The following is a 22,692-nucleotide window of genomic DNA, read 5'->3' as shown; positions in this document are numbered from 1 at the left end:
CCCTTTGTACGATTATTGCACTTGTACAGAACGGACAATTTCCGTCATTTCCGTTAATTTCTCATCGATTTTTTTATTAGCTGAAATCGTTGTCATTTTTACGCCACCACTTGACACAACAAGCTCGTACTCTTCTTCGCTATGTTCAATGACCGCCGTAAAACCAAACGCCTTTTCAACTTCAAATGTCTCTTTTTCTATCACTTTTAAAGTGGAATCATTAATTAAATTCTCGTAATGCAAACGACTATCTTCTGCTTCAATCGTATTAACGAATAAAATAAATGAATCTTTTCCTTTGGAGAAAATATAATTCATTTCATTCGCGCCTTCTTCTACTTTATAGCCGGTTGGTAAATAGACGTTAATTTTACCAATTTCGGTTGTCGGCTGTACCGACTGCGCTTCAAAAGTTGTCGCTGCGAGTGCAACGCCTTCTGTAATTTGTTCCTCTACCGTTTTTCCACAACCCGCTAATACTAGTAACATTAAACTTATCCCAATTAAATGAATCCATTTCCGATTCACCATACTCCCTCACTTTCGTTATTTATTTTAAAATTTTTACTTATTAAAACGCAAAAATGATGCTTACTGTTTCAAATAATAGAGTACTTGACCAATTAGAAGTGTGACAATATGTTCAAACATAGCCTTGCGATCCACTAATCCGTCTGTAAAAATGCCGATTGCCCCTGCGTGATGGCGAGTATCCTTTGTTTTTGTAAAAGTATCCATGACAGGGCCAAGCTCTTCTCCAACACGCAACTTTACAGCAATTTCTTCAGGTAACATAAACGAAGCACCGGAACTCGAAATAACTGTTCCATTCTTTAATGCCACCGCCCCCCAGTTACAACAATACATCATGCCATCCATTTCATAAACACCACCTTCTAAACCGAAGCTCAGATCTGCATTAGTCACTTGACGTGTATTAAGCGCACGATTAATGGCACCTTGCCGCGTTTCAGCATCTGAAAATGGTTGTTCAGATACACCCGATGGTACACTGACATATTCAAATACACTATTGTCAAAGTATTGAGCCGCAATTGCTTCAACTGCCGCTGTTTTCGCTTTATTTTTAGTTCCAATCGCTATTAACAAGCCGTTCATCTCCATGTATTTTTATATTACATTTTAGGCTCTTCACCAAAACATGTACTTGACCGCACATTCCGTTACGGGCGGACGCTTTCCGCGGGCGAGGTCGAGCCTCCTCGTCACTCATTCTTCGCTCCTGCGGGGTCTCGACTTTCTCGCTTTTCCCGCAGGAGTCGCCGCCCTTCACCTCATGTGCTTTTAGATTCCTACCTTTTTTAATCAAGAACATAGTTTGATATTGAATCGCATTTTAAGGTATATATTTAATTACATTTACATTGGCTACAAGTTCCTAGCTTCTGTAAAGAATAAATTTAACTTATACATACAATCGTTTCTTGTGAATTACATCACTTTGACTATTTTAACTGCAAAAAAGATGCCCTTCAAGTGGGCATCTTTTTTTACATATGAAAATTATGGATATTTCTCTAAAATTCAGGTACGTAAATTAAAACTTTTCTGAAGAGATACAAATCCTCATTGTATTCATTCTACATTTTTTCATAGCTAAGTAAAAGATACCCCCACAGCCAGTTATTTTATACATTCGAACGAACGGAGTCGATTGTGGATTGATCTGCTGATTGTACAAGCTTTACTAATAATTCTTTCGCAGCGGCATAATCATCAACATGGATGATAGAAGCAGCCGTATGAATATAACGGGAGCAAATACCAATAACAGCTGATGGAATACCGTCGTTCGCCGTATGCACACGTCCTGCGTCTGTACCGCCTTGCGAGACAAAATACTGATATGGAATATGATTCGATTCAGCTGTATCTAAAATAAATTCACGCATGCCACGGTGCATGACCATCGTTGGATCATAAATTCGAAGCAATGGTCCTTTTCCAAGCTGACCGAATTGTTTTTTATCACCAGATGTATCATTTGCTGGGGAAGCGTCTAATGCAAAAAATAAATCTGGCTTAATCATATGAGCTGATACTTGGGCGCCGCGAAGACCTACTTCTTCCATGACATTCGCCCCTGAGTATACATGGCTCGGTACCGGTTGATCTTTTAATTCTTTTAGTAGCTCAATCGCAAGCCCACAACCATAACGGTTATCCCATGCTTTTGCCATAATCTTTTTAGGGTTTGCCATTGGTGTAAATGGGCAAACGGGCAGAATCGATTGTCCTGGACGTACACCTATCTTCACCGCATCCTCTTTACTATCCGCACCAATATCAATCAACATATTTTTAATATCCATCGGTTTCGCGCGCTCTGCATCCGTTAAAAGATGTGGTGGAATGGATGCAATAACACCTGGGATTTCACCGTCTTTTGTGTACACCATCACGCGTTGTGCCAACATTACTTGGTTCCACCAACCGCCAAGCGTTTGGAAACGAATCATGCCGTTATCAGTAATCGAAGTAACCATAAATGCTACTTCATCCATATGACCAGCCACTAAAATTTTGGGTGCATCGTGCTTTTGTGCATAACGTACACCAAAAATACCACCTAAATGATCTTGGACGATTTCATCTGAATATTTCTCAAGCTCAGACCGCATAAAATTGCGTACTGCACGCTCATCACCTGGGGCACCCGGAAGCTCAGTCAACATTTTAAACAATTGCATTGTCTCTTGATTCATTTTATAGACAACTCCTCATCGTTAATATGTACTCATAATGAGTAAATCCATAAACATATATTACCATTCGAGTAACCGTTGCTTTCCGCTCCGGCACTCGCTTTCCACGGGCGAGATCAAGCCTCCTCGTCGCTCATCCTTCGCTCCTGCGGGGTCTTGATTGTCTCGCTTTTCCCGTAGGAGTCTCGTGCCTCCGCTACAAGCAACTAGTGTTTCATAAATAATCGGTTGCCAAACAGTATCGAAAGTTACCTATTGATTGCAATAGAGGCAAGGAGACAATACTTGCAAATGGGAAAAAAATGATTTCTTTTAGAGAAGAAGAAGAATTTTTAGCATATTGAGAAGTATTCACTTTTTGCCGTAGCGCGCCATAGCCACAGGAGCCGGAACAGGAGATCCAAACAGGCCACGCCTGTTTTAGCTCCTGTGTAGGTTGTGGCAAAGCGCGGAGGCTACGATACCACTTTAAATTACCTTACTTGTATTTTTAGGATGTATTTTTGCTCATTACGAGTATGTATTTTTATTATAACACAACCCCTTTATATTTCGTAATCCGAACAAAACACAGTAGTTAAACTGCTATGATAGTTCTTATCAATAGGTTGCTTTTTACAACTTTTTTCACTTATGGTAAAGTAATAAAGAGATGAAGGAGGGGCTTAGGATGAAATTACGTGATTTTATGTTGGGAGTCGTAACAGGCTTGGCTGCAGCAGTTATCATTAAAGAAGTAACAGAAAAAGTGTCACCTTATAAATCGGCCAATGAAATTTTAGAAAATATTAAAGAGGACTTTAAAAAGGACTCACCGATCGACGGCTCATGGATTTACATGAAAACCGAAAACTTCACAAATGGTTTTACAGCCATCCCTGTTTACCGTGGTGGCATTTCTCGTATGAAAGACGGCGAAATGGAAACATATGAATTTGCGGCTGATGCTCGTACAGGAGCTGTTGTAGATCTTCAACTCGTTAGCTAAGGGCGTCTAAAGTTCTTCCGAGACGCCACAGGAGCATGATCGTTTTTTATAAATATTAAAGGGGGCTGTTCAGCATTGAACAGCTCCTTCTTTTTAACCATGAACTTTCTGAAGAACTCAAAAAACCGTGTTCTCCATAAGAGACACGGTCATTTATTTAACTAAATTGAATGAACGCTTCGTTTGAGCGCTTTAAGCTGTCTACGATTTCTTTTCCCGTCGCATCCCACTGCAGCATGCGGTAATAGGCATCATGATAGAAAATAAATTTGTAGTCGTTCTCAAACGCTTCTTTCATTATACGCTCTTTCGCAAACACGCTTGTCATCGGATAATCGTCATATGCCATGACCCATAACGGGTTTTGATGCGCATGTGTCGGCATAATGTCCGCCATATGTAGTAACACTTCGCCATTTTGCTCTAAACGCACAATCGCATGCCCTTCACTATGACCACCTGTATGAATCAGTTTAACACCTGGAGCTACTTCAAGCTCACCTTCATATGGTTTCACAAGATGTTGTACTGGTTCCCAATTTTCTTTCCAATACGTATTACGTGAGCGCATGTTCGGATTACGCATTTCATCCCATTCTAGTTGTGTCACGTAAATCGTTGCATTCGGAAATGCCGGAACAAGCGTATCACCTTCCCAATACGTTAAACCACCTGCGTGATCAAAATGCATATGTGTCATTAAAACGGCATCAATATCATCTGCTTTTAACCCAAGCTCTTGCAGACTTTCAAAAATAGTCGACTCTTCTGATACACCGTAATTACGAAGCTGTTTTTCATTTAACTTGCCAAATCCTACCCCAGTATCAATTAAATAATTTTTCCCTTCATACTGCACTAAAATCGGCTCACAAGCTAATTCAATTTGATTTTTATCATTTACAGGATACTTACGTGACCATAGCGCCTTTGGTACAACCCCAAACATCGCACCACCATCTAGCGCCGTTACACCCCCATTTAACCAAGTAAGTTTCATATTATGAAATACTAATTCATCCATCCATACATCCCCCTTAATACTATTTAGTTAAAAATTGTGATTCTAATCGATAAATCGGTTGACCTTTAGCCGAAAACTTTTCTTCATACTCTGTCATAATATTATCCTCAGGCATTTCAGCGTGTAAATCTAATGATACATAATTTAAACGCATCCCATACTGATTCATGCTCACTAAAGAATACTCGAACAATCCGCGGTTATCTGTTTTGAAATGAATTTCACCGTTATCGATTAAAACCGACTCATATAACTTCAAGAACCCTTCATGCGTTAAACGGCGCTTTGCATGACGCGTTTTTGGCCAAGGATCCGAGAAATTCAAATACACGCGAGCTACATCGCCCTTTGCAAAATAGTCTTGTAACTTCGCCCCGTTCACTTTTAATAGGCGTAAGTTTGCTGGCTTGTCTGCTTCGACAATACGCTCTAAAGCACATACAATCACGCTATCAAATAGCTCGATGCCGATATAGTTAATATCGGGGTTTTGCTTTGCCATGCCTAGTACAAATTGTCCTTTTCCTGTGCCTACTTCAATGTGTACAGGATTGTTATTGCCAAATACTTCATGCCACTTACCTTGATAGTCCTCAGGATTCGGAATGATCACATCTGTATGCTCATTAATATAATCTAATGCCCAAGGCTTATTTCTTAATCTCACTTTTGTTTCCTCTTTTCTATAACTTACATCTATTTGCTATTATAGCGTAATTCTCTTCCTTTTGCTTTAATCCGATAATCTTTCCGCTATTTTTATTACTGTAGGACGAACGTTTACGTTCAATGCCAACCCGTGATCGTTTATTTCTTCACCATCTGCGTGACACGGTAACATACGGTCACCTTGAAATCGAAACGTCGCTCCACTCATCTGTGCAACTTGCGAAAAACGCGTATGTACGCCCAAAAAGACAGTCATGAATATCGTTAGAAACTTTAACCTAGATAATTTATGTACAATCGTTAACTCTAATTTACCATCTGCTGTAATCGAATGCGGTGAAATTTTCATTCCCCCACCAAAATACGGTTGATTACTCACAGTCGCAAACCATACTTGATCATAGTGCAACGTCTGTCCCCCATGCTGTACTGTTAACGAAAACGGCTTAAACATGAACAGGCCTAACACGACATAATACACATAGCTCAGTTTCCCCATCCCTATTTTATTCAACCATTTCTTTATATTTGACTTATTTGCTTTTATACCGACAAACGCATCAAAACCTATCCCGCAGTTGTTCACAAAAAAATGTTCATTCGGACACTGTATGTGACCAATATCAATTTTTCTCACGTTTGGCTTGTGCAAAAACGATGCAATTTCCTGTGCATTGCGAAATGCGAAAAAGCCACGTGCAAAGTCATTCCCCGAACCTGCACGTATATTCCCAAGTATAATATAGTTACAATTTACACAGCCATTTACTACTTCGTGAACTGTCCCATCTCCACCAATAACAATCAATAATACTTGCTGTTTATCATTTGCCGCACGTTCAGCTAACTCACGAGCAAGCAAAAAGGCATGTTTGGGATAATGTGAGATATATGCTTCATACGGTACCGTTAGCTTACGTTCTATATTTTTCCATATGCGACGTCCTTTACCATTCCCGGCAAATTCATTAATGATAAATGCTAGCTTCACTGCTCTTTTGACTCTTCCACATGCCAAATATCACGATGGAAGGAGGTTGTCTCCGCAGATTTTAAAATCGCTTGTGCTGCACGTATTTGCATATGCTTCATCGGAGAAACAGATCGTTTTAACTGCTCCATCCATTGTGGAAACTTCCGTTTATCAATAAACTGTAACCCATACACCGTACCCGGATAATCGATATAGCCATTGCGTGATAAAATGACTTTTCGAATAGGGATTTCAATTCCTTCTTCTTGAAATAATCGCGTTACAATTGCCTCGGTCCGATTTAAATCAATGATGGGGCTAAGCGTTTTTTTATCAAGCTTCCCTACTTTTTTCATCCAGAAACGCTCCCCACCACCTATATAAACCGCTTGATTCTCTTCCTCCAATACTTTGACAATATAACAATCCGTCGGTGTCAGAATAATAATTTCCAGTTCAATAGGCGCTTTCTTTAAACGTAAAATCGGACGATAAAAAATTAAATAGCTATCTGGTAATGTTTGCAATAACGAACGAAGCAACGTATCACGCATAAATTTCGGGTCTACATATGATTTTTCACGTAATGTCGAGCTAGCCCACTTTATTTGGAAATGGAAAAATTGGTCCATAAACATATGCTTTAATTCAGCAACGGTTTGAGGGTTATATACAATATTCGGTTCAAAATGAAGCGTGGTTTCTTCCTCTGGAATATAGTCCTCATCTAGTTCCGTTGAAACATCTACTGATTCAACATCCTCATTTTTCTCATCTTCTTTTGCACGATTTGGTAGTAATTTTTTCAAAAAAGAGAAACGTGATTTTTCTATTGGAACTTCTTCAGCTTCGACCTCTATATGTTCCCATTGCCCAATGTCTCCACCTGTCTGCCATTGATATTTTACGCGCTCCCATTGCCCTTTTTTCAATCGCACAAATTGCGTTGGGTAACGAGTTAAATCGATTTGATAGCGTGAAATGTAATCTTGTAGCTTCACTAATTGAGCCATATACACACTCCCCATTTTTTCCTAATTATAGCTTTTTATTATTTTACATGAAAAAAGTAGAGGTCGCTATAAGAGCCCCTCTACTTTCGTCCTTATTATGCTTGAATTGGCTGTGGGATTTTTGTATCAAATTGTGCTTGTAATTTACGTGTCCACTCACCTGGCTTACCGCCACCAATTGCTGTACCGTCAATATCAATAACCGGTGTCACTTCTGAAGTTGTTGAAGATACAATGACTTCATCCATTGCAAGTAGTTGCTCTTTTGTGAAAGCTTCTTCTTTTACTGCCAGACCAATTTCGTCGGCACATTTTAAAATTACTTGGCGTGTAATACCATTTAAAATAAAGTTATCTGCTGGATGTGTGTAAAGAACGCCATCTTTCACACCATAAATGTTAGAAGATGAGCCTTCTGTTACTGTTTCTCCACGGTGTAAAATCGCTTCGTAGCAGCCTTTTTCATGCGCTTCCTGCTTTGCAAGCACAGCACCTAAAAGGTTTAACGATTTAATATCGCAGCGTAACCAACGAATATCTTCTACAAATGTTGTTTTTACACCGTTTTCAAAGTTTGCCACTGGGCGTGGATTTTCTTTGGCATTCCCTGTTAATACGGGTACTACATCGTCTCCAGGGAAAATATGATTACGTGGGCAAGCGCCACGTGTAATTTGGAAATAAATATGACCTGTATTAATCTCGTTTGCTTCCACTAATTGATGAAGCAATGTGTATAGCTTGTCTTTTGTATAAGGAATTGTAATTTTAATTTTTTCTGCACTAGCGTAGAAACGTTCTACATGCTCTTCTAAGGTAAATAATTGTCCGTTGTATACTTTGACTACTTCATATACGCCGTCACCAAACTGATAACCGCGATCTTCTTTATCTACTACTACTTCATTGTCCGCTACGATGCGGTCATTCCATAAACTGTAACCCACCTGTACTCATCCTTTTCTCTTCTAAAATTTATTTACTAGCTAATTTAACAATGGCTTCTGCATAAATAGCAGCAGCTTTCACTAAATTGTCTACTACAACATATTCATCTGCTTGGTGTGCTACATCCGGCTCCCCTGGATATAGCATGCCGAATGCCACGCCTTTTTTTAATACGCGTGCATACGTGCCGCCACCTGTCGATAAAACTTTCGAAAAATCATTTGTATGCTTTTGGTACACAGAAAGAAGCGTTTGTACAAGTTCATCCTCTTCCGATACATAATGCGGCGTAGAATTTCCCGCTATATCAAGCGTAAACGGTGTATCTGTCATACGTGCTTGTATATCCGTCATTTTCTCATCAAACGGATACGTCACAGAGTAGCGCATACTGATTTCGATGACGCCACCTTGTTCACCAAATGTGACAATCCCAGGATTTAACGTCGTCTCCCCTGACATCTCATCCCGATAATGAAATCCAAGTACAGAACCGGTGTGGTCCCCATCAAACACATCTGTCATGAAGTGAACGAACTCAGCACCCGCCCCTATATGTAGCTCGGATGTTAAAAACTTCGCAAGTAATACAGCGGCATTGCGACCTTGTTCTGGCTCCATTGCATGCGCAGATTTTCCTTTAATAGTTATTATATAGCGGTCACCTTCTAAATTTAAAGTACCTTCTGTGCTATTTTGTGATAAAAACTTCTGAAACTTCTCACTAATCTGCTCTGATGCTTTTTTAACGACTGCAGTCGCTGTGTCAGGTACCATATTCGTGCGCTTACCCGCCTCAAATGAAAGAAGCCTTTCTTCTACATTTGGTGCTAGCTTTTGGGTCAATACGAGATGCGCAATCCCTTTTTCAGCATTGATTAATGGAAAATCAGCATCTGGCGCAAACCCGATTGTCGGCATTTCTTCTTTTTCAAAATAGCGATGTACACAGCGGAAACCACTTTCCTCATCCGTGCCAATAATCATGCGGACACGTTTAGTTAACGTAATACCAGCATCTTTCACTATTTTCATCGCAAGCCATGCTGCCATTGTTGGTCCTTTGTCATCGATTGCCCCGCGTGCATATAGCTTCCCATCAACAATTTGTCCTTCAAATGGTGGATATGTCCAAATTGAAGGATTCCCTGCTGGTACTACATCAACATGACATAAAATGCCGAGCAGTTCTTCTCCTTCTCCGATTTCAATATGTCCAGCCATATTGTCAATATTTTTTACGACCATGCCTTCTTGTTGCCCTTTATTTAACATAAACTGTAGTGCTTGTAGTGGTCCTGGTCCAAATGGTGCATCTAGTGTTGCTTGTTCTTCATTTAATACACTCTCAATTTGCAACAATTCACGAAGCTCGTTTAATAGCTCTTCTTCTCGCTCTTTCGCTAGCTTTAACCAATCCATTTATAACACCTCAATTTCTAATATCGCTATTTTACTCTTATTTCTCAAAATTACAACTTTCATTCATTCGGTATTTGGGTGTCCACTAAATAAACTCATAATGAGTAAATCCTGAAACATATATTACCATTGTGTTAACCGTTGATTTCCACTCCATTCGGCTCGCTTTCCACGGGCATGGCTTCAGCCTCCTCGTCGCTCGTACCTCGCTGCTCCTGTGTAGGCTGTGGCAAAGCGCGGAGGCTAGGATACTACTTTCTTTTAATACCTCTCACTATCTGATTGGTATTTTTAGAATGAACTTTTACTCATTGTGAGTAAATCTATTGAAAATTGTGTTGTCAGTGTAAATATTCTAATATTTACACACAATATATAGAAATTTCATCGATTTTTCGCTATAATAATCTTATCAGAATATTTGTTCTGATAAAATTTAATATGAAAAGGGGCTGTCTAAGGCAGAAATTTAAAGCCTTTGTGCACCCAGCACAACTTGTCGTCCGCTAGTCTTTGCCATGAGAATTAAGATGAAGGAGTGGTTCATTAAATGATGAAACCAACTACTGATAGAATGCTTAATCGTATTAAAGACGTGTACATGTTTATTCTTGATAAAGGGGAAGTGTCTACACAGGATTTAGTCGAAGAGTTTAACATCACTCCTCGCACCATTCAAAGAGATTTGAATGTGTTAGCCTTCAACGACTTGGTTATGAGCCCAAGCCGAGGTAAATGGACAACGACGAAGAAAAAAGTAAAGCTAACTTCATAGAACAAGAAAACAAACCATGCAATAAAAAAGAATGCTCCTTTTCGTCGGGGAGCATTCTTTTTAGCTTAAACTTCTTTATTTATCAGCAAACCCATACATTGTATAGCAATCTTTCCCTCTATTTTTAGATTGATATAATGCCTTATCTGCCCGTGTAAAGAGCATCGCTTCCGTTTCCTTTTCCTCTTGTTGCAGTGCTCCACCAACACTAATTGAAAGGACCTCCCATGCTTCATCCGCCCCCTTCTTCTTCATCCGAAAGGCTTGTAACACCTCATGAGCAATTGCTTCTATCCGATCAACTGTTGTATTTGGTAACACAATCGCAAATTCATCACCGCCAAAGCGTGCGACAATCCCTTCCTTTTTCACTACGTTCTTTAAAATAGCCCCTGTTTCAACTAAAACACGGTCACCTTCCATATGTCCGTATTGATCATTGACTTGTTTAAAATTATCTAAATCGACTAAAAGGAGCCCTACATTGTCCTTCCGTTTTCGTTGAAGTAGTTCGTCCATTACATTTACATAAGAGGCGCGATTATTCACACCTGTTAACGGATCAAATGTTGCTAGACGAATTGTTTTCGTTAAAATACCACTAATCACAACGAGTAAAATTAATGACGTCACGATAGCAATCACTAAAATCAACCAGAATTGTTGTATGTTCCGCTCTAACGAAGCTAGTTCATTGCTATTCCCGTATTTCATATAAATCACACGTTTCGTCGATGCCCCTCGTACTTGCTCTGCCTGATAAGGGATAAATCTTGATATTTCCATATAACCGTCTGCTAATTGATCAGTGTATTCTACAGGCTCCATTGTTTGTAATGCCTTCTCATAAGCCTCTTTAAATCGTTCATCTTCATGTTTAATCTTATAATCTTCTCCTGGATTGGCATCTAAATAATAGCCTCCAGAATTTAAAATCCGAACCTCTAATAAATCATTATATTTATTGTTTAAATCTGTTGCCGTTTTAAAAAAGTTAAATTTCTGAAAAAGATCGACATTTGATGCATTCAAACCAAGCTCCAGCAAATATTTTTTGTCTGGCGTAGCTAAATAACTGTACTTCCATAATTCGCCTGTAGTCGTTGAAATATTAATCGCGTCCGAATAATATTCTCCAGATAGTCTTCGCTTATCTAAGCCGGCAGAAAATTTACTACAACAAGCGGAAAAGCTTAGTCCTAAATCCGATGTAAATGTCGTATGTATAACTGTATTCGTTTCATCTAAAATATAAATTTCATATCCATGCTGTGCTTTTAAAGCTTCCAAATCCCACTTCGACACATCTGGATTTTCCTCGTAAAGTGCAGCCATTTTACGCAGCTCTGTTTCTAATTGTTCAGACACAACAGAATCAAAGTAATAATGGGCATTATCAATGATTGTCATATCACTTAAAATATGATTTTCAATTAGCTCCCAGCTTTTTTGTTGTTCTGCTTTTATATCCTTGCGCAATAATTCTCGATTTGTAAATGTTACTACAGATACTAAAATAATAGAAAAAGTAATTAAACATAAGAGTAATCGTATTTGTAATTTCTTCATAAAGTCCCACGTCTCCATTTATCTATGTAACACCAAAAGCACTTTACATTTTCCAATATTTCTAATTATACCTTACTTTAGCACTAATACAAAAGAAAAAAGATGTTTCTTTACAAATCAGAAACATCTTTGTTATTTATTTCAATAAATTCCCTAACTCTTCTTCTGTTAATTCTCGATAATCACCAAGTTCAAGCGTTTCATCCAACACAAGAGAACCCATTGATAACCGTTTTAAATACGTGACTTTTTTACCAACAGACTCAAACATACGTTTCACTTGATGGAATTTTCCTTCTTGAATCGTTAGCTCAATCTCAGAAATCGCATCCGATGCTAAAATGACCAGTTCTCCTGGTTTTGTCACGTAACCGTCATCTAGCTCAACGCCTTTACGGAATGCCTCAATATCCGCTTCCGTAACAACACCCTCAATGGTTGCATAATACGTTTTCGGAACATGCTTTTTCGGCGACAATAAATTATGTGCTAAATTGCCATCATTCGTAATAAGCAATAATCCTTCTGTATCCTTATCTAACCTTCCTACAGGAAACGGCTTAAAATGCTGTGCTAACGGATCTAGTAAATCGATCACCGTTTCGTCATAGCGATCTTCCGTTGCCGAAATGACACCTGGTGGCTTATTCATCATTAAGTAAATAAACTCCGTATAAACAACGCGCTCACCGTAAACCGATACGTCTTGCGTCTCCGGATCTACTTTCATCGCTGCATCTTTGACAATAGCGCCGTCGATTGTCACTGCTTTTTCTTTTAATAATTGCTTTACTTCTTTTCGCGAACCATAGCCCATGTTCGCAAGTAGTTTATCTAAACGCATGCCGCATCCTCCTATTTAAATCCTAATTTCTGAGCGATTTTCGTTGCTCTTGCACCAAGTAATTTTTGCGCTAAGCCGATGCGGAAAGAAATTAGTCCGTATACGCCCGCTCCTACACTCACACCAACGATACAATACACGGCCGCCATTAATTTTGTATGTGGTGATAAAAATGTATTAAGTAGTGCTATTGCCAGAACAACCGATGCTGCCATGAGTCCTGTTAAAATAAAAATTAATAAAACGCGACGGCGTACCATAATTGATTGATAGTCTAATGCTTTGTGAATCACGTAAATATTAATGCTAATTGTGACCCCATAACCAATTGCTGTCGCTAAAATAGCGCCGTCCACTTGTAACCACTTGATAAGTGGGATATTTAGTACAAGCTTCGTTAAAACGCCGGACAATAAACTAAAAACAATCCATTTTTGGTAGTCAATTCCTTGTAATAAAGAAGCCGTAACAGCAAATAAGGCAAATAAAATCGCCACTGGTGCATAATGGGCAAGTACAGCTGACCCCATCTTACTTTCCTCATAAAGCACATGATAAATATACGGCGAGAGTATCATAATCCCTACTACAGCAGGTACCGTAACAAATAACAATACTTGATACGTCTTATCCATCGCATGTCGTAAAGCGTTATACTTCCCAAGCGTGTAATATTCCGTAATCGTTGGGATTAATGCTGCCGAGAAGCCTGTTGCTAGCATAACCGGAATAATAACAATTTTATGTGTTAAAAAGTTTAACATACTGAAATACGTATCTGTTACTTCAGCAAGCCCAATCGATATCATCGTACGGTTAAATGTAATCATATCAACCGCTTGAAATAACGGATTAGACAACCCAACAAACACAATCGGCACGGAGTACTTCAAAATTTCCTGATATAAATCTGATAACGGCACTTTCTCTGCTGGTGTAATGCCTTGCTGTAGCTTTAAATCAAACTCTGGCTTTAGTTTTTTCCAATAATATGAAAGAACGAACAATCCACCAAATGCCCCAATAAACGCCGCAAATACCGCAAAGTTAATCGCTGTTGTGACGTCTCCATCTAGCAAAAAGACAACGATAAATGAACCACCTAATAAAATAATAATGCGTGCAATTTGCTCAATAAGTTGTGACACAGATGTCGGTAAATAATGACCATACCCTTGAAAGAACCCGCGCAGTAAGCTCATAAATGGCACAACAATTAAGGCAAAGCTCACCCATTTAATAACATCTGCCACTTCTTCCACAGTAAAAACTTGTTTTTTATCGCTAATCACAAGATGGGCAATCGGTGTTGACATTGCATAGAGAAATAAAAATGATATCAAACCACTTAACAGCATTAATTTCGTACTCGAGCGAAGTAGCCTTCTGCCCGTTTCATAATCGCCCATTGCATTGTACTTCGCTACAAACTTCGATACCGCAAGCGGAATCCCTGAAATCGCAATCGATAACATAATACTATATGGAATATAGGCATATTGGTATAGCACCATATTTTCTTCCCCTACAATCGCGTAGAATGGAAAAACATAAATAAGACCAAGCACTTTCGATAAAAATAGGCCGACTGTTAATATCGCCGTACCTTTCATCAATGAGGACATACAACCCTTCCAATCCTTTTTAAAATAAAAATATGTTCGCTTATGTATCATGTTATTCTAAACAATTGTACCTATGATTCGCATGTTAGAAAAACACCATTCACTTCAAAATAGTGCAATAGGATGCCTTTAAAAAAACAATCTATTTGTTAGTTTACATGGCAAAACGGATTTACTCAATTCATTTCTCTAATTCGTGTATAATAGTGGGTACGCAAATCGAAAAAGAAAGCGAGTTATTACTATGATAGACGTAATTGTAGTCGGTGGGGGTCCATCCGGCTTAATGGCCGCAATTGCAGCCGCTGAACAACATAAAAAAGTTGTACTACTAGAAAAAGGAGCGAAAGTCGGAAAAAAACTGGCCATTTCAGGCGGCGGTCGCTGTAACGTCACAAGTCGCCTATCAGTAGAAGAAATCGTCAAACATATTCCAGGGAATGGGCGTTTTTTATATAGTCCTTTTACAATTTATAATAATGAAAATATTATCGAATTTTTCGAAGGCCTAGGTGTGAAATTAAAAGAAGAAGACCACGGGCGTATGTTTCCTGTCTCAAATAGCGCACAAGACGTCGTAAATGCATTAGTGAATGAAATGAAACGGTTAAAAGTAGATGTTCGTTTAAATACAGCTGTTAGTAAGCTCCTGATGGATGATGAAAAGATTTACGGTGTTCGCCTTACTGATGGAACAGAGCTACGTGCCAAAGCAGTCGTAATCGCAGTTGGTGGAAAGGCAGTCCCACAAACAGGCTCAACAGGGGACGGCTATCCATGGGCAGAACGTGCAGGTCATACCGTAACAGAACTATATCCAACCGAAGTACCGATTACATCTAAAGAACCATTTATTCAATCACGCGAGCTACAAGGACTCGCACTGCGTGATGTTGCAGTATCTGTCCTCAATAAAAAAGGTAAAGCAATCATTACGCATCAAATGGACATGTTGTTCACTCATTTTGGCTTAAGCGGCCCTGCTATTTTACGTTGCAGCCAATTTGTTGTAAAAGAACGAAAAAAAAATGGCGGAGCGCCCGTACAAATCCGTATCCAATCACTTGTGGAGCACAACGAAGAGACATGCTTGCAAATGCTCAATAAAACCATTAAAGCGGAGCCAAAAAAAGCAGTCAAAAACTTATGGAAATCGCTCGTCCCTGAGCGCTGGTTGCTGTTTTTATTAGCGCGGGCTACTATCGATGCCTCTTTAACTGGTGTTGAACTATCACAAGACAAAATCCGTGCATTCGCTCGCGAACTAGTGAGCTTTACGATGGATGTCCACGGCACACAATCACTGGACAAAGCATTCGTGACAGGCGGCGGCGTTTCCGTGAAAGAAATCGAACCGAAAACAATGGCATCAAAAATAAAACAAGGGCTATACTTCTGCGGCGAAATTTTAGATATCCACGGCTATACAGGCGGCTACAATATTACATCTGCCCTTGTGACAGGACGCATCGCTGGTATGAGTGCTGGTGCAAGCTGCTAGGTAAGGGATTAAAAGGTTCAGAATTTACCCGCGAATGTGAGTAAGATACCCGCGATTTTTTAACATTTACCCGCGAATCCAAGTGAAATACCCGCGATTTTTTCATTCAAAAAGAAGTGAGCGCAACGAAACGCTCACTTCTTTATCTAACTACTCTTTTTCTCTAACACATTAATACCTATCCCCATAAAAATGACTGTCATAAATAATAGTAGACTTAACGGTTGAAGTAGCTCGGTAAAAGTGCTAGCACCAATGGTAACACCCTTTAACATTTCTAACCCATACGTAATCGGTGATATATACGATAACGCTAAAATCATTTTGGACGAAACAATTTCTAACGGCCAGTAAGCACCACCGAGCATTGCAAATGGAATGGCGATCACTGTCATAACTGCGTTAAACTGTCCTGGTGTAGTCGCAATTGAAGCCACAAAAATCGCAATGGCAATGACACAAAGCAAGTATGGAATGACCGCAATGAGACTTTGTGCAAACCCTCCATAAAAATCAACCCCTACACCAAAATGAAAGATGCATAGCACAATGACAATCTGCAAATAACCGAGCAAAAATGTATACGTTAAATTCGCTACATACACTTCCCATTTTTGAATACTGGCAACCGTTAATCGATTCCACACACCGTTTCTTCGCTCCATCACAAGATGATTCACACCACTTGCTACTGTATAGATGACCATAAATAGCGCAAAGCCAAACAAACTATGCAGCTTAGCATCCCATTCAAAACCTTGATCATTCCCAAAACTGTTATACTGAATAGCAAAACTCGGTTCTACTTTTGCCTGTGAAATAGCAGTTGTCACCTCTTGTTGCATTTCCTCTGGATAAGCATTTACAATCGCAAACTGTTGCACAATATTCTGATAAATGGCCTCGAGCTCATTTTGAAACAAGTTTGCATTCATAAAATCCGTGGACACGAGTAAATCATAACGATCATCCTGTAAAAAAACAGCAACGTCTACTTTCCCCTCTTCTACTAAAACCTTTGCCTCATCTTCTTCATAAACAGAAAATTCATAGTTTGATAATTTCCCTAATTCGTTTAATACTTGTTCTATTTGCTTTTCATCTAACGCAGAATGAACCGCAATTGGCTGCTTTGCTTGTTGGCCAATCCCCATAATATACGCAAACACACAAATGACAATCGTAATGACAATAAACTCGCCTGGCTTTCTTTTTAACAATAAAAATTTTGTTTTTAAAATGTCCATCATGCGACTCCACCTCTTCTCGGAAACAATACAAAGGCAGCTATAAAACAAACTATCGCTAACATGCCTAATATGCCTATATAAGAGGCAATTTGGTCAAAAGTGCCCCCTTGCTGAAGGGCTAAGTAACTTTGAAGGGCTGCCCCGTTTGGTGTCCAATTGCCAATCGCTGCAATCGTAGGCGCAAAACTACTAAAGCTAAAAAAGCTCCCACCTAACAAAGCTAAAATCGCCACAAATGTCGTACTAAAAGCATTCGAAGCGCCTGCAGAATTAATACGATAGTTCAGCGCTGACAGTAATGCCGCGATAGTACCGACTACAAGTGCGAGCATAAATGTTACAACTAAATACATCGGTGCATTCGTAAATGAGATATCAAACATAAAGTGCGCTACGACAAATAAAATAAATACTTGAAGCATCGATAAAATAACGGTCGACATACAAATGGCGATTAAGTAAATCGCGGGCTGCATATTCGCTAATAAAATACGGTCAAAAATGTGCATCTGCTTTTCCAAATAAGCTTGACTCGCAATTGTCCCGGCCATATATAAAATAAACATGACACTCATACTAAATGTATAATACGCACTCGTTGAAATCGGCTCTTTTTCATTCACCGTTGAAATAGAAGAAGCGATTTCTATTGCTGGCAATACTACCTCCTCTAATAAATAACCATTTGACGCCAATTGAGTCATTAGTGAGTATTGGTACTGATACGAATCTAAGACTCTTTGTATAACGGATGCTGTAATTTCTTTATCATCATTTAAATACACTTGAAGATTCGGTCTTTCTCCGCCAGCAAAAATAGACATATAAAACGCCTCGGTAAATCCTTTAGGTACTTCAATAATGGCGCTATAATCCCCTTTACTACGAGCTTCTTCCAGTTCATTTGGTTTCAGTTTCGTTACAGTCAACAGTTCCTGCATTTCCATATCTTTAAACACGTTGTCTACAAGCATCGAAATAGGGAGCATGTCGACCAACCGAGCTTCTATCTCTTCATCTAATGCCATCGTCTCCACAAACGCTTGAAGCCCTTGCTGTTCATCATCCTGTTGTAGTAGCGCCACGTCAATCTGAATCGCTTCACTATCCTGCCCCATTAAAGAGCCTAATGCAAACCCAATAATATTAATTAATATAATGGGTAACAATAAAAGAAGTAGGAGCTCTTGAGGGTTACGCCATAATACTTTTAACTGTTTACGAATTAGCGCTAAAAACATGACTTCCCCTCCTAATTCCTTAATGCACGACCTGTTAAATGTAAAAACACATCCTCCAAGGTTGGCTCTTCTACATGAAAGCTTTTTAACACGATGCCGTACTTTTCACATAACGGTAAAAGAATTGGTAGAAAGTCTGTATTTTTCGCCACAGTAAATGAAATATCAGCTTCCTTCACATGTACATTCGATAAAGCACCTTGCCCCATTAAAGCTGTGGCAAAATCATTGGAATGCTTTTCTAGCTTTAATACAATTGTTTTTTCAGACGATAAAATCGCCTTAATTTCATCTTTTGTCCCCGCTGCAATGATGCGTCCTTTATCCATAATATAAATGCGGTCACATAAGTACTCTACTTCTTCCATGTAGTGACTTGTATAAATAATCGCTGTATTTGCCTCTTTGTTGAGCTTCTTCACCGTCTCTAATATATGGTTCCTTGATTGTGGGTCAATCCCCACTGTCGGTTCATCCATAATTAAATATTCTGGCTCATGCAGTAGTGCCACCCCAATATTTAGGCGTCGCTTCATCCCACCGGAATAATGTTTGACCAACTTCTTCACTTCATGCTCAAGCCCAATTTGCTTTAATACTGTATCGATACGCTCGAGTAATTTTTTCTTTGGAATTTTATAAATACTGCCGAAAAATTCTAAATTTTCTCGAGCTGTTAACTCTTCATATAACGCAATTTCTTGAGGTACAACCCCCAATACTTCTCTTAGTGCCCTTTGGTTTTTCAACACACTTTTACGTTGTAATAAAACATCCCCTTTTGTCGGTTGAATAAGGGTGGACATAATGGCAATCGTCGTTGATTTTCCAGCACCATTAGGTCCGAGTAAACCGACGATTTCCCCTGGCTCAATATGCAAATTTAAATGATCGACAGCATTCACCTTTTTAAATGTTTTCGTCAAATTCACAACTTCTATCATCGCAATAACCTCCTCTTATGTACTACTTTAGCAATCTACACATATTGCGACGACTAGCTAGCGTCATTTCCTCATATGACCTCCGTCACTTTTCACACAAACCCATTACGTACAGCATAAATCGCCAGCTGCGTACGGTCCCTCAGCTCCAGCTCGGTTAAAATATTCGTAATATAATTTTTCACTGTACCAACTGACAAATACAACGTAGCGGCAATTTCCTTATTCGTTCTTCCCTCTCCAACAAGTTTAATAATGTCTAATTCACGTTCTGTAAAAGATACAGACTGCTCTGTTTGCATTGGCGTAATCGATTGATGTAATAATTTCGGCATCAGCTTAGCGGCAACATCTTCTTGAATAACCATCCCACCGATTAAAACGCTGTGTATGCTTGCAATCAGTTTTGTTGGCTCATCCGATTTTAATAAAAAGCCACTTGCTCCGTCTTTTAATGTTTGATACGCATATTCTTCATCATCAAATGTTGTTAAAATCAGTATTTTCATATGAGGGAAACGCTTTCGGATATGCTTTGTTGCCTCTATACCGTTCATCTCAGGCATCCGGATATCTAGTAACACAAGGTCAACATGCACTTTTTCTAGCAGCGCCAATGCTTCCTTCCCATTGCTAGCCTCCGCTACAATACAAAGGGATTCATCTTGCTCAATAATCATTTTTAAACCATTTCGCACAATCAGTTGATCCTCTACTAATAAAATGTGGTATGCCATTTACTTGCTCTCCTTTAGCGGAAAAGAACCTTCTACGATAAATTGCTGCGCTGTTTTATAAACTTGCAAGTGTCCACCAATTTCCTGTATTCTCTCCGCCATATTTTTTAACCCAAAGCCGTGCACAATCGGTGTAGGTGTACTCACTTTATTTTTCACGGTAAAGCATAGTTGTTGTAATGAATCTCGGCCTAAAATAATATCAACCTCCTTCGACTCACTATATTTCATCGCATTCGTTAAACATTCCTGTAAGATGCGATATAACACAATACTTTGATTATTAGAAATCGCTAAGGAGAGTACGCCTTTTTCAATAGTAAAACGAATATGTAAACGACTTTCTATCTCTAACTTCCGAATTAATTGCAGAACGGATTCAATGCCATACGTTTCGGTCGATTTTAGTTGTCGTACCGCATAGCGTGTTTCATCAAGACTTTTTTTAGCAAGTTCTTTCACCTCATCTAGTAAATCCGTAGAGTTTTGAATTGACATCATCTCCACTTGCATGAGCAAAGCCGTTAAATTATGCCCTACTGAATCATGCATATCCCGCGCAATTTTCGTTCTCTCCTCTGCACGAACAAGCTGCTCCTGCTCGACTGATGAACGCTTTAAGGCGCGATACTGTCCTAGTAACTCCTCATATAAGATGTTTTTTTCATTGGAAGCTTTAATATAGTAATGTAATAATAACGAACAAACAGCTAATAGAATCATAAAGAACAAACTATACAGCGGCATCCACTGACCGATCGTGAAGCATATGCTCAACGCAATAATGAAACCAATAAATATACTGTATGATTTAGACGGGAGCGAAAAACTCCCTTCTATCATAAAAAAAGCGATAAGTGGCAATATGTATAAAACATCAAGTGAAGCAAATACTCCGCTAAAAAGAATCAGTGCAACCAATACATCACTAATGCCCCGCGCTTTCTTCATAAGTGGCGTGATGAAATACAATGTCAAAATGGCAGCACAAACAAAAAAAGCAGCCGTAATCGATTGTTTCGTTAAAAACGTATGGATAATGAATGTCGCAATTAAAATTAATAAACTAACATATCGCATGACCAAAACCTTCATTTACACTCTCCTATCTAGTGTTTTTTTACTTTCTTCCAGCTTAATTCATTCTCTTAAATAAAAGAACAAATTTTACCATATTATAAATAATTCGTATAATAATACATCTTACTCTAAAGATACAATAAAATAGTAAATTAACGTTAAATAAAATTGCCCTTTTCTAAAGTTTGACATTTAAATGAATATTAGTTAAATTATATTCATGAATATTTTCATTTAGATATTCACTAAAAAGGTAGTGGCTACTAATGAAAGGAGCATTCAATGGGTAAATACTTTACAGAGGACGATATTCAATTGCTGAAAGAAAAGTTGCGTGAAGCTTGCGCAACTGGTTGGAAAACGAAAGGATACAAATTAACGAACATCGCTTTTCTAACGAAGGAAGTAGGGATATCAACTGGATCTTTTTACAGATTATATGAAACAAAAGAGGAACTTTTTCTAGAAGTGCTATTGATGATTCAACATCAATTGAAAGAACAATGGCATTCGATTATGGAGACTACCCCAGGTATTGAAGGTTTTAAAAAAGCGATGCAATGGCTTTTTGAAGAATATATAAAACACCCGAAATTGTATAACTTCAATAGTCCCGACTACGTATTATTTTTAAATAAGTTACCACAAGAAGAAATTGAAAGCTTCAGAGAAAATGATGAACATTTTCTCCATAATGTTTTAGAGCATTCCGGTCTACAGCTAAAAATCTCAAAAGAACAAGCATATGGCATCTTTAGTACGTTATTATTTACTGCCACAATGGAAAAAGACTTTGGCTATAACAAGCAAGAAATATTCAGCTTTTTACTTGATAGTTCCATCCATCAAATTTTCGAAACTGATAAGGAGGACAATAACTAATGAATCCATTACCGTATGATCTATTGTTTATCCATTCTCTACAAAATGATTCCGCAGCCACATTTAACTACATGTCATTCGCTCTCGCATTAATCGTATTTATAGTCGGTTTATATTGTATGGCAAAAAAGAAGAAATACGGCGTTTATCTTTTAGTTTCTAGTGTATTACTACTAATCAATCCAGCTATTAGTATGTTCTTATAAATTCATTCAAACGGAGGAATCAACATGATTAAATATTTAGATGCCACTTTCACAAAGGTAAATAAATTAGCCGGTGTTAACATGACTATTCCAAAAGCTACTAAATCAAAATTAAAGCTTAGTAGATATTTTACAACTACCTTAGGAGTGGGAGGCGTAACATTAGGCGTGATAAATTCTTCGATACCTTTATTAGTTTTAGGGACGATTAGTACTATCAGTTCTATTGCCACAACAATTGAAATAAGAAAAATGTAATACCTCTTTAAACGACT

23 protein-coding genes are annotated in these 22,692 nt (G+C 38.6%); 6 read left to right on the top strand and 17 right to left on the bottom strand.

Features of this window, described 5'->3' with window-relative positions:
* Positions 1 to 12 precede the first annotated feature (12 nt).
* The 3 genes from AAGS61_RS05620 to AAGS61_RS05610 form a co-directional block, all read right to left on the bottom strand.
* A complete protein-coding gene (locus AAGS61_RS05620) occupies positions 13 to 528 on the bottom strand; it encodes a hypothetical protein (protein WP_391368521.1) in 516 nt (171 codons plus the stop codon).
* Positions 529 to 591: 63 nt separating this feature from the next.
* A complete protein-coding gene (locus tag AAGS61_RS05615; protein ID WP_391368520.1) occupies positions 592 to 1,110 on the bottom strand; it encodes a DUF84 family protein in 519 nt (172 codons plus the stop codon).
* A gap of 539 nt (positions 1,111 to 1,649) precedes the next feature.
* Positions 1,650 to 2,726 (bottom strand): M42 family metallopeptidase, encoded by a 1,077-nt coding sequence (locus AAGS61_RS05610; protein ID WP_391368517.1) that lies wholly within the window; start codon positions 2,724 to 2,726, stop codon positions 1,650 to 1,652.
* Positions 2,727 to 3,396: 670 nt separating this feature from the next.
* Between AAGS61_RS05610 and AAGS61_RS05605 the strand changes: the two genes are divergently transcribed.
* On the top strand, positions 3,397 to 3,714 hold the full coding sequence (locus AAGS61_RS05605; protein WP_391368515.1) for a hypothetical protein: 318 nt from the start codon (positions 3,397 to 3,399) through the stop codon (positions 3,712 to 3,714).
* 157 nt (positions 3,715 to 3,871) lie between these two features.
* Here the strand turns inward: AAGS61_RS05605 and AAGS61_RS05600 are convergent, their stop codons facing one another.
* From AAGS61_RS05600 to pepV, 6 genes are all read right to left on the bottom strand, one after another.
* Positions 3,872 to 4,738: a YtnP family quorum-quenching lactonase gene (locus AAGS61_RS05600; RefSeq protein ID WP_391368512.1), complete on the bottom strand. Its 867-nt coding sequence runs from the start codon at positions 4,736 to 4,738 to the stop codon at positions 3,872 to 3,874.
* A 19-nt stretch (positions 4,739 to 4,757) separates the two neighbouring features.
* Positions 4,758 to 5,405: a tRNA (guanosine(46)-N7)-methyltransferase TrmB gene (gene trmB / locus AAGS61_RS05595; RefSeq protein ID WP_391368509.1), complete on the bottom strand. Its 648-nt coding sequence runs from the start codon at positions 5,403 to 5,405 to the stop codon at positions 4,758 to 4,760.
* A 66-nt stretch (positions 5,406 to 5,471) separates the two neighbouring features.
* On the bottom strand, positions 5,472 to 6,398 hold the full coding sequence (locus AAGS61_RS05590; protein ID WP_391368506.1) for a diacylglycerol/lipid kinase family protein: 927 nt from the start codon (positions 6,396 to 6,398) through the stop codon (positions 5,472 to 5,474).
* Positions 6,395 to 7,393 (bottom strand): nuclease-related domain-containing protein, encoded by a 999-nt coding sequence (locus AAGS61_RS05585; protein ID WP_391368503.1) that lies wholly within the window; start codon positions 7,391 to 7,393, stop codon positions 6,395 to 6,397. Before AAGS61_RS05585 ends, AAGS61_RS05590 begins: the two co-directional genes overlap by 4 nt.
* Positions 7,394 to 7,488: 95 nt before the next feature.
* Positions 7,489 to 8,340, bottom strand: coding sequence for a D-amino-acid transaminase (dat, locus tag AAGS61_RS05580; RefSeq protein ID WP_391368500.1), 852 nt, complete (start codon positions 8,338 to 8,340; stop codon positions 7,489 to 7,491).
* 28 nt (positions 8,341 to 8,368) lie between these two features.
* Positions 8,369 to 9,763: a dipeptidase PepV gene (gene pepV, locus AAGS61_RS05575; RefSeq protein WP_391368497.1), complete on the bottom strand. Its 1,395-nt coding sequence runs from the start codon at positions 9,761 to 9,763 to the stop codon at positions 8,369 to 8,371.
* Between the two features lie 553 nt (positions 9,764 to 10,316).
* On the opposite strand from pepV, the gene AAGS61_RS05570 reads away from it, so the two are divergent.
* Positions 10,317 to 10,538 carry a DeoR family transcriptional regulator gene (locus tag AAGS61_RS05570; RefSeq protein ID WP_391369330.1) on the top strand — a complete coding sequence of 74 codons (222 nt, stop codon included), beginning with the start codon at positions 10,317 to 10,319 and terminating at the stop codon, positions 10,536 to 10,538.
* 75 nt (positions 10,539 to 10,613) lie between these two features.
* Here the strand turns inward: AAGS61_RS05570 and AAGS61_RS05565 are convergent, their stop codons facing one another.
* The 3 genes from AAGS61_RS05565 to AAGS61_RS05555 all read right to left on the bottom strand — a co-directional run bounded on the left by AAGS61_RS05565 (position 10,614) and on the right by AAGS61_RS05555 (position 14,576).
* A complete protein-coding gene (locus AAGS61_RS05565; protein WP_391368494.1) occupies positions 10,614 to 12,107 on the bottom strand; it encodes a GGDEF domain-containing protein in 1,494 nt (497 codons plus the stop codon).
* A 136-nt stretch (positions 12,108 to 12,243) separates the two neighbouring features.
* On the bottom strand, positions 12,244 to 12,951 hold the full coding sequence (locus AAGS61_RS05560) for a pseudouridine synthase (RefSeq protein ID WP_391368491.1): 708 nt from the start codon (positions 12,949 to 12,951) through the stop codon (positions 12,244 to 12,246).
* Between the two features lie 11 nt (positions 12,952 to 12,962).
* Positions 12,963 to 14,576, bottom strand: coding sequence for a putative polysaccharide biosynthesis protein (locus AAGS61_RS05555; protein WP_391368489.1), 1,614 nt, complete (start codon positions 14,574 to 14,576; stop codon positions 12,963 to 12,965).
* A 244-nt stretch (positions 14,577 to 14,820) separates the two neighbouring features.
* Here AAGS61_RS05555 and AAGS61_RS05550 point away from each other — a divergent pair, with 244 nt between their 5' ends.
* Positions 14,821 to 16,077, top strand: a complete 1,257-nt coding sequence (locus AAGS61_RS05550) for an NAD(P)/FAD-dependent oxidoreductase (protein WP_391368487.1) — start codon at positions 14,821 to 14,823, stop codon at positions 16,075 to 16,077.
* 146 nt (positions 16,078 to 16,223) lie between these two features.
* On the opposite strand, the gene AAGS61_RS05545 is transcribed toward AAGS61_RS05550, so the two are convergent.
* The 5 genes from AAGS61_RS05545 to AAGS61_RS05525 all read right to left on the bottom strand — a co-directional run bounded on the left by AAGS61_RS05545 (position 16,224) and on the right by AAGS61_RS05525 (position 21,344).
* On the bottom strand, positions 16,224 to 17,324 hold the full coding sequence (locus tag AAGS61_RS05545; RefSeq protein WP_391368484.1) for an ABC transporter permease: 1,101 nt from the start codon (positions 17,322 to 17,324) through the stop codon (positions 16,224 to 16,226).
* On the bottom strand, positions 17,324 to 18,568 hold the full coding sequence (locus AAGS61_RS05540) for an ABC transporter permease (protein ID WP_391368481.1): 1,245 nt from the start codon (positions 18,566 to 18,568) through the stop codon (positions 17,324 to 17,326). The genes AAGS61_RS05545 and AAGS61_RS05540 overlap by 1 nt, the downstream gene beginning before the upstream one ends.
* Positions 18,569 to 18,579: 11 nt before the next feature.
* Positions 18,580 to 19,512: an ABC transporter ATP-binding protein gene (locus AAGS61_RS05535; RefSeq protein WP_391368479.1), complete on the bottom strand. Its 933-nt coding sequence runs from the start codon at positions 19,510 to 19,512 to the stop codon at positions 18,580 to 18,582.
* A gap of 92 nt (positions 19,513 to 19,604) precedes the next feature.
* Positions 19,605 to 20,249, bottom strand: a complete 645-nt coding sequence (locus AAGS61_RS05530; RefSeq protein WP_391368477.1) for a response regulator — start codon at positions 20,247 to 20,249, stop codon at positions 19,605 to 19,607.
* Complete coding sequence (locus AAGS61_RS05525; protein ID WP_391368474.1) at positions 20,250 to 21,344, bottom strand: sensor histidine kinase; 1,095 nt, start codon at positions 21,342 to 21,344, stop codon at positions 20,250 to 20,252.
* Between the two features lie 267 nt (positions 21,345 to 21,611).
* On the opposite strand from AAGS61_RS05525, the gene AAGS61_RS05520 reads away from it, so the two are divergent.
* From AAGS61_RS05520 to AAGS61_RS05510, 3 genes are read left to right on the top strand one after another with little or no spacing between them, the layout of a single operon-like run.
* Entirely contained in the window at positions 21,612 to 22,211 is a 600-nt protein-coding gene (locus AAGS61_RS05520) for a TetR/AcrR family transcriptional regulator (RefSeq protein WP_391368471.1), read from the top strand.
* A complete protein-coding gene (locus tag AAGS61_RS05515) occupies positions 22,211 to 22,417 on the top strand; it encodes a hypothetical protein (RefSeq protein ID WP_391368468.1) in 207 nt (68 codons plus the stop codon). The genes AAGS61_RS05520 and AAGS61_RS05515 overlap by 1 nt, the downstream gene beginning before the upstream one ends.
* A gap of 24 nt (positions 22,418 to 22,441) precedes the next feature.
* Positions 22,442 to 22,675, top strand: a complete 234-nt coding sequence (locus AAGS61_RS05510) for a hypothetical protein (RefSeq protein ID WP_391368465.1) — start codon at positions 22,442 to 22,444, stop codon at positions 22,673 to 22,675.
* Positions 22,676 to 22,692 lie beyond the last annotated feature (17 nt).

The organism is Lysinibacillus sp. KU-BSD001 (genome assembly GCF_042920265.1).
Lineage (GTDB): Bacteria > Bacillota > Bacilli > Bacillales_A > Planococcaceae > Lysinibacillus_B.
Note: the sequence above shows the minus strand (reverse complement) of the source record. Positions and strands in the feature narration are given on the sequence as shown.